General features: G+C 52.2%; 7 protein-coding genes. All 7 read left to right on the top strand.

Features of this window, described 5'->3' with window-relative positions; all coding sequences use genetic code 11:
• Position 1 precedes the first annotated feature (1 nt).
• The 7 genes from C4S72_RS04095 to C4S72_RS04065 all read left to right on the top strand — a co-directional run bounded on the left by C4S72_RS04095 (position 2) and on the right by C4S72_RS04065 (position 13,942).
• Positions 2-2,677, top strand: a complete 2,676-nt coding sequence (locus C4S72_RS04095) for a DEAD/DEAH box helicase (RefSeq protein WP_104001771.1) — start codon at positions 2-4, stop codon at positions 2,675-2,677.
• Between the two features lie 295 nt (positions 2,678-2,972).
• Positions 2,973-3,185, top strand: coding sequence for a helix-turn-helix domain-containing protein (locus C4S72_RS04090; RefSeq protein WP_456085538.1), 213 nt, complete (start codon positions 2,973-2,975; stop codon positions 3,183-3,185).
• Between the two features lie 75 nt (positions 3,186-3,260).
• Positions 3,261-4,295 carry a DNA cytosine methyltransferase gene (locus tag C4S72_RS04085; protein ID WP_235009103.1) on the top strand — a complete coding sequence of 345 codons (1,035 nt, stop codon included), beginning with the start codon at positions 3,261-3,263 and terminating at the stop codon, positions 4,293-4,295.
• Entirely contained in the window at positions 4,219-4,731 is a 513-nt protein-coding gene (locus tag C4S72_RS04080; RefSeq protein WP_327332444.1) for a very short patch repair endonuclease, read from the top strand. The genes C4S72_RS04085 and C4S72_RS04080 overlap by 77 nt, the downstream gene beginning before the upstream one ends.
• A 48-nt stretch (positions 4,732-4,779) precedes the next feature.
• Positions 4,780-7,920, top strand: a complete 3,141-nt coding sequence (gene drmD / locus C4S72_RS04075) for a DISARM system SNF2-like helicase DrmD (RefSeq protein ID WP_104001767.1) — start codon at positions 4,780-4,782, stop codon at positions 7,918-7,920.
• Entirely contained in the window at positions 7,917-11,990 is a 4,074-nt protein-coding gene (locus C4S72_RS25890) for an Eco57I restriction-modification methylase domain-containing protein (protein WP_200826665.1), read from the top strand. The genes drmD and C4S72_RS25890 overlap by 4 nt, the downstream gene beginning before the upstream one ends.
• Complete coding sequence (locus C4S72_RS04065; RefSeq protein WP_104001766.1) at positions 11,987-13,942, top strand: BbrUII/HgiDII family restriction enzyme; 1,956 nt, start codon at positions 11,987-11,989, stop codon at positions 13,940-13,942. Before C4S72_RS25890 ends, C4S72_RS04065 begins: the two co-directional genes overlap by 4 nt.
• Positions 13,943-13,950 lie beyond the last annotated feature (8 nt).

The following is a 13,950-nucleotide window of genomic DNA, read 5'->3' as shown; positions in this document are numbered from 1 at the left end:
AATGACTAGGAACCAGGCACCTCTCAGCCCCGGTGATGAAGTCATTCATCAACGGTTTGGTCCCGGGGTAATCGAGTTTCCTAAGGGAACGACAGCTATTGTGCGCTTTGAGCATGGGCTTGAGGAGTGCGATGCACAGGTGCTTAAAAAACTAGTCGGACTTGAATCAGCACTTAGCTCAAACGACTGGCACTCGATTCGGGAGGTAGTAAGTAAGTGTCAAGCGGCGGCTATCCAATCTGTTAATGATTCTTGGGGAGTTTTTTCGCGGTCTCGAATTGCTCTTTTGCCTCACCAGTTATGGGTATGCCACCGAGTCTCCCATAGGTGGCCAGTTCGGTATTTGGTAGCTGACGATGTTGGCTTAGGTAAAACCATAGAAGCAGGGCTTATTCTCTGGCCCCTATTGTCTAAAGGGCTGGTTCGTCGATTGTTGGTTTTATGCCCAGCATCGCTGGTCGAGCAATGGCAGTATCGACTTCGTGAGATGTTTGACATCCGGCTATCTCGATATTCGACAGAGTTAGACAGTAATAAAGGAGATTTTTGGAACACTCATCATCAGGTTGTTGCTTCGCTACCCACCCTACGATCCGATCGAAATGGTCGCCACGATCGAATGCTGGATGCCGAACCTTGGGATCTGCTAATCGTCGATGAAGCTCACCACCTAAACGCAGATGAGTCCTCAGGCTCTACTCTCGGTTACAAGTTCGTCGAAGACCTGCTGGAGAAAAAGAAAGTCGAATCTTGTGTGTTCTTCTCGGGAACCCCACACCGTGGAAAGGCCTATGGGTTTTGGTCACTTATGAAACTGCTGAGACCCGACCTCTTTGACCCAAAACAGCCTGATCATAAGCAGATTGCAGCTCTGAAAGAGGTGATGATCAGAAACAACAAAAGCCTTGTTACGAACATGAAAGGGGAAAAGCTATTTAAGCCAGTCTCGGTGCGCTCTGAAACATACCGTTATAAACCCGAGGAGGAATATTTTTATAAGCTTTTGACCGAATTCATCGCTGGCGGTAAAGCTTACGCTTCATCTCTTTCTGCCAAGGAAGGGAGGCAGGTGATGTTGGTACTCATCGCGATGCAGAAGTTGGCGTCTAGCTCAGTTGCCGCTATTCGAAAGGCATTGCAGGGACGTTTAGGACGACTGATTAAGACAAGAACAGAACTGCAGGAGGCGATTAGATTATCGGCAATAGACAAAAGAGCTCTTTCTGCTGCGGAAGACAGTTCATCTCTATTGGCTGATCAGGAAGGTGATTTGGACCTGATGCTGGTGGAAGCAACGTTGACCCTCATGGAGGAGGAGATCCCCAATCTTGAGTCATTGGTTCAAGCGGCTTCTCAAGTTGAGTCTGAAACAAAAATCGAAAAAATTCTTGATGTGCTTGAGGGCCCTTACAAGGAGCGACAGGTTCTTTTCTTCACTGAGTACAAGGCAACCCAATCGCTGCTCATGACTGCGTTGATGAACCAATATGGAGAATACTCCGTTACTTTCATCAACGGAGACGAGGGCCTTCAAGACTTGCTGTTGCCGGACGGTTCATTAGTTACTCGGCGGATACGGAGAGAAGACGCGGCGGACTTGTTCAACAGTGGCAAAGTGCGTTTTCTGATCTCTACTGAGGCTGGTGGTGAAGGCATCGACCTGCAGCACCGATGCCACTCCCTAATTCATGTCGATCTACCCTGGAATCCGATGAGGCTTCATCAACGGGTTGGGCGTCTGAACCGATACGGACAGAAACATCCGGTTGAGGTTATTACTTTGCGTAATCCAGAGACGGTGGAGTCGCGAATATGGGATCTTTTAAACGCCAAACTGGAGCGCATTACATCAGCCTTATCTGTTGCCATGGATGACCCAGAGGATCTCCTCCAACTCGTGCTAGGGATGTCGTCAACGAACATCCTGACCGAAGTCTTTAGTGATGCTGCGCTACAAAACGGCGTGCGTTTAGATCAATGGTTTGACGAAAAAACAGAAACGCTTGGAGGAGAGTCAGTCATCGATGCGGTGAAATCCATGGTGGGTAATGCAGACAAGTTCGATTTGAGCGGTTTGAAAGAGGTCCCCAATGTCGACTTGCCCCACCTGCAGCCGTTCTTTGAAGCTATGTTGATAGCCTGTCGGCGCCGGGTGGCGCGGGTAAATAACGGTCTAACCTTCAAGACGCCTGAAGAATGGCTTGATGAGCCAGGAATACGGCGGAAGTACGATGAGATGGTTTTTGATCGCAATGTACCGACTGGCAACGCTGAAAAGGTTCTTGGTGTAGGTCATAAAGTATTCGACAAAGCATTGAAGATGGCCGCTGAATACCCAGTGAGCTTGGCGGGCAGTAAGAGCATTGAACACTCTTTAATCGTTTTTCAGGTAATGGACAGTATCACTGATCAGTCGGGGCATATAAGACGATCGATCATAGGTGCTGAATGCTTTAAATCCGGAAAGTGTGAGGTTATTCGAGATTGGAAGGTTCTCGAACGACTTAACGGTATAGAGCTGGTAGACGCTGACACGGCCGAGTTAAGCGTTGTAAACGAAACAGCGAAAAGCCAACTGGGTCTTGCCTTCAGTTGCGTTGATGATTGGATTAAGACAGCAAATTTACCGTTTAGGGTGCCAACCTATCGTGCAATTGCAGCAATAATTTCTGTTTGAAAACAGTTTAGTGTGAGTGACTGTTGTTGTTATGCAGAACCAAGGGATACTCCGTCGCTGGATTCTTTTGGAAGGCACGGCTCATCTATACATGCGGCATGACTCAAGGATCGGTCACTCGTTCTATGTGTTTTGACTGGGCTCACGATGGGGACAGGGCTCGGCTCAGGGCTCTGCTGTTCCTGTGCAATTCGCTTAATTCCCTCCAAATCAGCTTTAATCCTATTAATTGTGATTTATTAAGAGTGGTGATTTGTGCGATTATCTCCAAATTACCCGTAATTCGACTTCTTCAATGGATATCGATGTTATGTCTGAGCGCTGGTTGTCGGTAGAGGAGATCGCCGAGTACCTCGGCGTGAGCAAGGACACTGTTTACGCTTGGATAAACAAGAGAAGCATGCCCGCTCATCGAATCGGCAGGCTATGGAAGTTCAAAACAGTGGATGTCGATACATGGGTGCGGTCAGGTGGGGCTGCAGAAGACGAAAGTCGAGGTGACCAGTGATCGGTTTACCAGAGGCAGGATTGTTTTCGCCTACCTACGCTTGAAGCTTTAATGAGGAGATGTAGCGTGACAACAATGTCATGTGTGGATTTATTCTGTGGCGCGGGCGGACTGACGCATGGCTTTGTCTTGGAAGGGCTGCCGGTGGTGGCGGGTATAGATCTGGACCCGGCCTGCCGTTTTCCCTACGAAGCCAATAACAATGCACGATTCATTGAGCGTGACGTAAGCAAAATTACCACGGATGAACTCAAAGCACTGTTCGGTGACGCTGATCTAACGATTCTTGCAGGTTGCGCTCCATGTCAGCCGTTTTCGACCTATGCCCAGCGTTACGAGCTTGATGGCAAGGATGGGAAATGGGGGCTGTTATACGAGTTTGCTCGACTAGCTAAAGGCGCCAGACCAGATGTCATCACGATGGAGAACGTGCCTACAGTCGCGAAACACGCGGTGTTCCATGATTTCGTGGATACGTTAAAGCGGCTTGGTTACAAGGTTTGGTTTGATGTGGTCGATAGCTCCCGTTACGGTGTACCTCAAACTCGGCGACGTATGGTGCTACTGGCATCCAGGCACGGCGATATCAAAATGATTGAGCCCACCATTGAGAAGCCGAAGTCGGTTCGCCAAGCCATTGGTCGTTTACGCCCACTGTCTGCCGGCGAGTCGGCTCCTAGGGACAAATTACACGTAACCTCAAAGCTGTCAGAGAAAAATCTTCAACGGATCAAGGTCTCGAAACCAGGTGGTACTTGGCGTGATTGGCCGGAATACCTCGTTGCAGACTGTCACCGTGCCGAGAGTGGACGAACCTATCCGGGCGTGTATGGCCGTATGGAGTGGGACAAACCAGCCCCAACCATGACAACGCAGTGCTATGGCTTCGGTAATGGTCGTTTCGGGCACCCAGAGCAAAATAGAGCCATATCCTTGAGAGAGGCGGCGATTCTCCAGAGCTTCCCCCGTGACTATGCCTTCGTGCCAAAAGATGGAGAGGTGAGCTTCAAGGTTTTAGGACGACTCATAGGCAATGCAGTTCCCGTCGATCTTGGCCGCGCCATCGCGCGCAGCATCAGCGTACATATCGCATCGTTTTCTGCCCAATGATGAGCGGGTAATGTCGCCCATTCAGCCTTCGTCATCAGCGGCTAGTCGCCGAATGGCGAAGGTGAGGCATAAAGGGACTGATGCCGAGATTGCTTTGCGGAAAGAACTCTACCGAAGAGGTTTGCGTTACCGGGTCGACCATGAGGTTATCAAGAAACCTCGGCGCGTCGCAGACGTGGTATTTCCGGGACTCAGAATCGCGATTTTCGTCGATGGATGCTTTTGGCACGGTTGTCCTGAGCATGCGTCATGGCCGAAGCAGAATGCAGAGTTCTGGCGACAAAAAATCGAGACGAACCGCCTCAGGGACGCAGATACGAACGAACGCCTCCGCCAGATGGGATGGACCGTCCTGAGATTTTGGGCACATGAGTCGCCCATCGATGCTGCTGAAACTGTCATGCGGGCGGTCGCACTGGCCAGGTCGAAGCGCTAAGCTTTGCCTGGCGCTGGAAAAAGAAAATAACAGGATTATGGCTGAGAAATGGAAATTTCAAACGAACAGCAAAACCATACCTATAGCGCTCGTCCAGAGCCGGGCCAACTGGTCGAAGTTCGCCGGCGACAATGGATCGTCGCAGACGTCGCCTCCTCAAAACTAGAATCAGCTTCAGCCTTACAACACTACGTGACGCTTTCATCCATAGATGAGGATGGTCTTGGCGAAGAGTTGGAGGTCATTTGGGAAATTGAACCTGGTGCCCAAATCATCGAGCGTGCGGGTTTGCCTTCCATCACCGGGCAGGATGACTCAGATACACTAGAAGCCTTCCTTGACGCAGTACGCTGGGGAGCCGCTACCAATGCGGACAGAGGCTTTCTGCAAGCGCCGTTCCGCAGCGGCGTCAGCATCGAGGATTTTCAGCTCGACCCTCTAGTGCGGGCCATTGATATGGCTCGTGTGAATCTACTCATTGCTGATGACGTCGGCTTGGGTAAGACCATTGAGGCTGGTCTAGTCGTTCAGGAGATGCTTCTGCGACACCGTGCCCGTACCGTCCTGATTATTTGCCCGGCATCACTGCAAGAAAAGTGGCGCGTAGAAATGCTGGAGAAGTTTGGCCTTGATTTTCGTATCGTCGATACAGCCTATATCAAGCAGTTGCGTCGAGAGCGTGGAATCCACGCCAATCCTTGGACATCACATCCAAGGCTGATTGCCTCGATGGATTGGGTTAAAAGCGGTGAAGGATTGCGTGCCATGCGTGATGTTCTCCCTGCGCACACCAATTATCCACGCAAGTTCGATATGCTCGTCGTCGACGAGGCGCACAATATCGCCCCTGCTGCCGGCGCACACTACGCCCTCGAGAGTCAGCGGACGCGCTTCATTCGTTCCATCAGCCCCCACTTCCAGCATCGTTTGTTCCTGACGGCCACACCCCACAACGGTTACACCGAATCCTTCACATCGCTGCTGGAGTTACTTGATGACCAGCGGTTCGCCCGAAACATCCTGCCAGATGAAAAGCAGTTGAGTCAGGTGATGATTCGTCGCCTCAAGAGCGACCTAGTAGATGCGGAAGGCAAGCCGCTTTATGCGCAGCGCAAGCTACAAGCGCTGGCTGCACCATATTCAGCACACGAGCGCGCCATTCACCAAATGCTGAACGATTACTGCGAGAGCCGTGAGAAGGATGCCGAAAAGAGCGGTGTTACATTTGGTACAACGTTCGTAAACCAATTGCTCAAGAAGCGTTTATTCTCATCTCCTGCCGCATTCGCATCCACGCTTGAGAAGCACATCGACAGCCTGACCAATGGCAGTCCTCGCAAGGAAAAACATGGCATGGCCGACCGCATTTTGCGCAAGGCCATTCTTCGAGTCGAAGAGGATTACGCTGATGATCAGGAGGTCGAAAACGCACAGTCCGAGGCCGTCGAAGAGGCCTCACGTCACGTACAACCGCTGACGGTAGAGCAGCGACAGATACTGAACGAACTGCGTTCTTGGGCACAGACAGCCAAGAACCAGGTCGATGCCAAAGCCAAGTCAGTCCTCGATTGGCTCACGTCTAATCTCAAGTCTAATGGTCAGTGGAATGATCGCCGGGTCATCTTATTCACTGAATACCGCACCACCCATCAGTGGATGCACGAGATCCTTGCCAGCCACGGCTTCGGTGGTGATCGACTAGCCATCCTTCATGGCGGCATGCAGCAGGAAGACCGCGAGAAGGTCAAAGCGGCCTTCCAAACTGCTCCCAAGGATTCAGCGGTGCGCATCCTGTTAGCCACTGATGCTGCATCTGAAGGTATCGACTTGCAGAACTACTGTAACTACCTCATCCACCTGGAGATACCGTACAATCCTAATGTGATGGAGCAGCGCAACGGTCGTATCGACCGACACGGTCAGCGTCAGAAGGAGGTGTTGATCTGGCACCCCGTCGATGGCGGTGAACCAGGCAAAGCCACCATTGGCGGCCACGGCGACGACATCATCCGCGCGTTGCGCAAGCTCGAATCAATGCGGGCTGACATGGGCAGCGTCAACCCAGTTATCGCGCCGCAGATGTCGGGGCTGATTGAGGGTTCACTCAAAGACCTCGACACCCGCCTCGCGGAAGCCAAAATCGCCAAGGCCAGACGGTTTGTGCGTGCCGAGCGCCAGCTAAAAGATCGAGTCGCCAAACTGCACGAGCGGCTCCTGACCACGCAGCAGGATTTCCACCTTACGCCAGAGCACATCCTCATGGCGGTGAAGACAGGTCTTTTGCTGGCAAGCCGTCCGCCACTTGAGCCCTTTGCATTGGCTGATGCCCCGGCGGGTACTGTCTTCAAGATGCCCGCCTTGTCGGGTTCGTGGGCTCGATGCCTTGAAGGGCTGCGCCACCCTTATACACAGCAAATTCGACCCATCACCTTTGATCACGCTGTCGCTACCGGTCGTGACGACGTGGTGCTGGTTCACCTGAACCACCGGTTGGTACAGATGTGTCTGCGATTGCTCCGCGCCGAGGTCTGGGCGCAGGACGATGTTAAGAAGTTGCATCGTGTCACTGTGCGAGCGGTGCCAGATGGTCTACTCGACGGCCCTGCTGTGGTCGTCATCTCACGTCTAGTCGTCACTGGTGGCAACCATCATCGCCTTCACGAAGAGCTGACGTACGCTGGTGGCTACCTGGGTGACAAATCTTTCCGCCGAGAAGAAGGCGTCACCAAAGTTCAGCAGTGGCTGAATCAGGCCCAGCCAATTACAGCTACAGATTCTTTACTTGATGCCATTCGAGTGCGTTTCGATCACGCGCAAAACGCGGTCCTGCAAACGGTCGATGCTCGATCTAAAGAGCGTCTTAAGTTTCTGGCCAATACTTTACAGTCACGAAAGCAGCAAGAAGTAGAAGATATCAATACTGTTCTGGATGAACTTGAACGCGCCATTGAGGCAGAGCTTAAAAAAGACCAAGAGCCGTCACAGCTATCGTTGTTTACGGAAGACGAACGAATTCAGCTCAGACGAGACACCGCTGCATTGGAGGCGCGTCTAGCTCGCATACCATCTGAGCGCCAGCAGGAGGCTGAAGCCATCGAAACCCGCTACGCCAAACTCAATGATCGTACTTTCCCGGTTGCTGTGATTTTTCTGGTACCAGAATCTTCTGCTCAGGGAGGTGCCGCATGAGTTACGACAACCATCACGAATGGCTATCGCTGATCGAAATCTCTGGTCCTTTCCTTGCGGTTCCTGTTCTGAAAGAGGCCTTTCCTCAAGGGCTGGAAGAGCTTGATGGCATCAAGCGCAAACGTCTGCGCCAAGCCTATGACGAATGGCATGAGGCACAGGAGTTGGACGACCCACAGTTCCCTGAGTTACACGCTGCCTGGATTGATGAGGTGCTATCGCGTTGCCTTGATCTTGATGAAGATGATAAAGGCGACGTGCTCAAACGTGCGGATTGGTGCGCATCCAATCTAAAAGCAAGCTTGCCCGAACACGGTGTAACACTGATACCCGATTTTGCCGTTGTTGATGAACAGAGTGCCAATAAGCCACTGCTGATGATTCAGACCTATCCTCAGAGTGTTGATCTGGAGGCCACGCAAAAGCAAGACCGCTGGGCCACCACACCCGCAGATAGCATGGTGCAGCTGTGCCGCTCTGTAGGGTGTCGCCTCGGGCTAGTTACCAATGGTGAGCGCTGGATGCTAGTGGATGCACCTGTTGGTGCGGTGACCACCTTTGCGAGTTGGTATGCGCGAATCTGGAGCCAAGAGCCCACCACTCTGCAGGCCTTCGTGCACTTGCTCGGCATTCGTCGTTACTTTGTTGATGAATCTGAACAACTGCCTGCGCTGTTTGATCGCTCCCTGAAATTTCAGGATGAAGTTACCGATGCGCTTGGCGAACAGGTTCGCCGCGCCGTCGAAGTCTTGATTCAAGCCCTCGACAAAGCCGACCAGGATCGCAGCCGAGAACTCCTGCACGACGTCAAGGAGCCCGAGTTGTATGAGGCCGCGCTGACGGTGATGATGCGCTTGGTGTTCCTGCTCTCTGCCGAGGAGCGCGGCCTGCTGTTGATGGGCGACGAGCGCTATGAGGCCAACTACGCGCTTTCTACCTTGCGCATGCAGTTGCGCAAGGAGTCTGAGGAGATTTTGGAGCGCCGCTGGGATGCTTGGTCGCGTCTGCTAGCGATTTTCCGCGCGGTGTTTGGCGGCATTGAGCACGAAAATCTGCGACTACCGGCGCTGGGCGGGTCACTATTCGATCCGGATCGATTCCCTTTCCTCGAAGGTCGGGACAAGGGCTCGAACTGGCGGCACGATGCCGCCAAGCCGTTACCCATCGACAACCGCACCGTGCTGCTGTTGCTGGAGGCCATTCAGCAATATCAAGGGCGCACACTTTCCTATCGCGCACTAGACGTCGAACAGATCGGCCATGTCTACGAAGGCTTGCTAGAGCGCACCGTCAAGCGCACTGATGAAGTCACGTTGGAGCTGGATGCAACCAAGAACGCCAAAACACCATGGGTCAAGCTTGCTGAGCTGGATTCAGCACGTTTGGATGGTGGAAAGAGACTCGCTGAGTTGCTGCAAGAACGCTCAGGAAGTAAAGCAAGCAAAATCAAAACAGCTTTAGTCAAACCCATAGACGACACCCTTGCTGACCGCCTGTTAACCGCATGTCTGGGTGACACAAAACTGCGTGATCGCATCAGGCCCTATGCCCATCTGCTGCGCACTGATCCATGGGGCTATCCGCTGGTCTATCCGGCCCGTGCGTTTATCGTCACTACCGGCTCCGACCGCCGTGAGACGGGTACACACTACACCCCGAAATCGCTCACGGAAACAATCGTCACCGAGATACTCACACCGATTGCTTACGTGGGGCCTGCAGAGGGGAAACCACGAGAACAGTGGACGTTGAAGTCGCCTGCCGAACTGCTGGATCTCAAGGTTTGCGACCCGGCAATGGGTTCAGGAGCCTTTCTTGTCCAGGTATGCCGCTGGCTGGCGGATCGCTTAGAGGAGTCCTGGTCTCTGGCTGAGAATAATGGACATCAGTTGAGTGTGGATGGTGAACTTCTAGGTGCTGAAATAGTTAAAGAACCTCTACCCAGCGACAGCGAAGCACGTAAGGTGATAGCACGCCGCCTCATAGCTGAGCGCTGTCTTTATGGGATTGATCTGAACCCTCTGGCGGTCGAGCTCGCCAAGCTCTCCATCTGGCTGGTGACGTTGGCCAAAGGACGTCCATTTGGCTTCCTCGACCATAACTTGCGCTGTGGCGACAGCTTGTTGGGAATTCATCGCTTGGACCAACTGACCCAGCTTTCAATGAATCCCTCGGATCAGGGACAAAAATGTTTGTTCGGTCAGAATATTGAGCAGGCAGTTCTTGATGCGATTGAGTTACGTCAGCAGTTACGCGAGATGCCGATCCGAGATATCTATGATGTCCACGCCATGGAACGGCTTGATTCCAGTGTGCGTCGCAAGCTCGAAGTACCCGAACGCATCGCCGACGCGTTTATTGGGGAGGTCTTCGCGTCTGGGAGAAGCAGTAGCGATTTGGATAATGCGACTACATCCCTTGCCATCCAGGCAGGACTGGCCATTGATGGCGAGAGTGATGCGATCGAAATCGTCAATAGGCGAGCGCAGATGAGCTTGTCAGTAGACTTGGCTGCTGATAAACGTCAGCGCAAGCCGTTTCACTGGCCTCTTGAATTTCCAGAGATTTTTTCCCGGAATCGCTGTGGGTTCGACGCAGTTGTTGGTAACCCACCATTTCTCGGTAACCGGCTGTGGAAAAACGCCATGGGCGATAAATTTCAATGGCAGTGTCAAATGGTGCTGGGTTCTTCTCCTGGGAAAGTAGATTTGTGCGTAGTCTTTCATCGACGCGCTGTTGATCTCCTGAGACGCGGAGGATGCTATGGCCTGCTTGCTACTAGTAATATCGCCGAGGGTAGTGCGATTGAGGTAGGTCTTGGTGTAGTGGTTCAGAGTGGCACCATTTATTTCGCAAAAAAAGGCATGCATTGGCCAGGAAAGGCAGCTGTAGTGGTTGCCATCGTTGGTTTCATCAAAGGCGAATGGCGAGCTGATTGTATTGCCGATAGTCGCAAATGTGTTCGTATTGGGCCGCGATTAGAGCCTGAGGCATCGGGTGTCTGGATACCGCAAATCTTGCCCGACGCACTATTTGCTTTTGAGGGCGTGAATAATAGTAAGGGCTTAGCTTTCGTTATCGCCCCCGATAGCCACTGGTTCGGGCAACTCCAACAAGAGCGAGATAGCCTTCTTCGCCCTTACATTTCTGGAGATGATATTACAGGTTCGGCACTAAATCGCATCGGTCGATGGGCATTGGATATCGGCGACCATGATTTGGAAGATGTAGCCAGACATTGGCCTATTGCCTACCGATTCCTCATGGAGGAGGTGCGACCAACTCGTACGGTCTCTACTCTCAAAAGCTACGAAGGGTTGATTGATCGCTGGTGGCAGTTCTGGAGACCTCGAGCTGACATGATGCGGAAAATACGGCAGAGTGAAAAATTCATCGGATTTTCCAAAAATACCAAGCACCCAGTTGGCATGCTCGCCCCTTCCGGTTGGATTTACACGAATAAGGTTCTCTTGATCGGAATGACCAGAAAGGACCTTTATGCAATTACGCTAAGTTCTGGGTTTCGTGCTTGGATTGAGCTTTATAGCGGTGGAAAACTCGGAGCCGGCTTGAATATTTCTATTTCGAAGTCACTTTCCCGTTATCCAGTTCCAGTGCAGAGTGTCTCCCAGGATGGAATCAATGCCGCAAATCGGTTCAACGATTTGGTCGTTGAATTCAGTTCTGCAAACGATGTTGGGTTGACTGACATCATGAACGCTATTCATTCGCCGTCTTCGGTCAATACGACAATCATTGAACTGCGACAACTGATGTCAGATATCGATACTGAGTTAATCGCCGCGTATGGGTGGAATGACATTGAAGTCGCGTACGACTTTCGGGAGTTTGATAGTGCTTCAGCTAATGATCCTTGGCGGTGGGCATTATCAGATGATGTCGTGAGTGACCTATTAGAAAGGCTATCTTCGCTTAATCGCAAACGAATAGAAGAAGCTTCAAGTAAAAGCAGCAAAATACCCACAGCAAAGAGGGGTAAACACGGGCGTCGCTCGAAGGTTACTTCTTCCATCATCACCAAAGGGCTGTTCGATGAGGGGGAGCTGTGAGCGACAAATACAGAATGACAGTCGACCTAAATGTGTTAGATCACCTTGGGATCAACCTCTACAGCAACATTGCTGCCGTCCTTACCGAAGCCGTCGCGAATGCGTGGGATGCAGATGCACAAATTGTCGACATCAAGATTGATCCGGAAGGCAATTGGATCGAAATCGTTGATGACGGTATCGGTATGTCGGTCGAAGACATGAACGAAAAGTATCTCCGGGTTGGTTATCGGAGACGCAATGAAGATTCTGAGCATGGCAAGATCACTGCTAAAGGGAGAGCGGTGATGGGTCGTAAAGGGCTTGGTAAACTTTCCCTGTTCTCAATTGCTAATGTCATTGAAGTGGAGTCGGCCAAGGATGGTTCAGCTCATGGCCTTCGTATGACTGTGGACGGGATCAACGAATCCGTTGAAAAACGTGAGCCCTTCTACAGCCCCGAGGCACTGTCTTCCGATCGAATCACGGTCACCAAGGGTACCCGAATCGTCTTACGAGGGATCAAGCGCCAGCGGCTTGGTCGCGGAGCGTTGGCCCTACGTAAGCGCCTGGCCCGTCGCTTTTCTGTGATTGGCGAGGCTTATGGATTCAAGATCGAACTGGACGGTCAGTCTATAACCCCCTCCGACCGTGGGGATCTACCAACGGTACAGTTCCTTTGGCAGTTCGGTGACGATGCACTCGACTTGACGCCTGCCACACAGCTTTTGGAGCAGGAAGCACTGCCGAATCGCTTTGATGCATGGGAGCCCCGCTGGAAGGTCAGCGGTTGGATTGGCACTGCCAGGCTTCCTAAGCAGCTCGACAGCGAGGATGCCGGCAACCTTAATGGTATCGTCGTATTCGCTCGGGGCCGGCTTTTTCAAGAAAACATCCTTGATCAGCTGAATGACGGTCGGCTCTACACGAAGTACCTCACGGGGCAGATCGAAGCTGATTTCCTTGATGCGGACGATGCGGCTGATATCGCAACTAGCGACCGGCAACGTGTTCAGGAAGATGATCCGCGCTATGGTCAGCTCATAGCATTTTTGAAGGCGCGTTTGACCCAGGTCGAGAAGCGCTGGACAGAGTGGCGCAAGAAACATGAGGTCGAAAAGGCGAAAGAGACCTCACCCGCCTTGGCGGAATGGCTCGATACCCTGGCCGAAGGATACAAGAAGAGCGCGGAAACACTGATTGCCAAGCTGAGCGCACTGCCGGTTGATGAGGAAGAGGATCGAAAACTTATGTACCGGCATGGCATTTTGGCCTTCGAACGCATGAAACTACGTGGGTCGATAGATGAGTTTGTGACGAACTTGGAGAGCGCCGACCGGCTGCTGGCTGTGCTCGCTGACCGGGATTCGCTGGAAGCGTCACTCTACCGGGACATCGTGAAATCGCGTCTGGACGCGATCCGTGACTTCCAGACCATCATCGATGAAGACGCCAAAGAGCGGGTACTCCAGAAGTATCTGTTTGACCACCTTTGGCTGCTGGATCCAGCGTGGGAACGTGCCACAGGCAGCCCGATCATGGAGTCGCGGCTGATGAAGGCCGGCGTACTAATAGATGACATGACCGAGAAGGAGCGTCTGGGCCGCGTGGACATTGCCTATCGGACAAATGCAGGTCGGCACGTTATCGTCGAATTGAAGAAGGTCGGTCGCAAGATGAGCCTGCTCGAATTGGTCGAGCAAGGGCAGACCTATGTAGACAAACTGACGAAAATCTTGCGTGAACAAAACGAGCCTAACCCTGATATCGAGGTGATTTTCGTCCTAGGTAAGACAGTCGACGAAGAAGCGTCGAATCCAGATCGCCTTAAATCATCAATGGCCTCAATCTCGCCGGGAAGCCGCATCGTCCATTACGACACTCTTATTCGAGGCGCAGAGGAAGCGTATTCGGCATACATCGAAAAGAGCGCAGTACTCGATAAACTCGAAAAAATCGTGGATAGGATTTGAGGAGGCCG

Origin of the sequence: Marinobacterium lutimaris, from assembly GCF_900108065.1 — a bacterium.
In the GTDB taxonomy this organism is placed as follows: Bacteria; Pseudomonadota; Gammaproteobacteria; order Pseudomonadales; family Balneatricaceae; genus Marinobacterium_D; species Marinobacterium_D lutimaris.
Note: the sequence above shows the minus strand (reverse complement) of the source record. Positions and strands in the feature narration are given on the sequence as shown.

Excerpts from the sequence above, each read along its gene's own strand:
- C4S72_RS04090 (WP_456085538.1), top strand. The coding sequence starts at position 2,973 with ATGGATATCGATGTTATGTCTGAGCGCTGGTTGTCGGTAGAGGAGATC.
- C4S72_RS04095 (WP_104001771.1), top strand. The coding sequence starts at position 2 with ATGACTAGGAACCAGGCACCTCTCAGCCCCGGTGATGAAGTCATTCAT.
- C4S72_RS25890 (WP_200826665.1), top strand. The coding sequence starts at position 7,917 with ATGAGTTACGACAACCATCACGAATGGCTATCGCTGATCGAAATCTCT.
- C4S72_RS04080 (WP_327332444.1), top strand. The coding sequence starts at position 4,219 with ATGCAGTTCCCGTCGATCTTGGCCGCGCCATCGCGCGCAGCATCAGCG.
- C4S72_RS04085 (WP_235009103.1), top strand. The coding sequence starts at position 3,261 with ATGTCATGTGTGGATTTATTCTGTGGCGCGGGCGGACTGACGCATGGC.
- drmD (WP_104001767.1), top strand. The coding sequence starts at position 4,780 with ATGGAAATTTCAAACGAACAGCAAAACCATACCTATAGCGCTCGTCCA.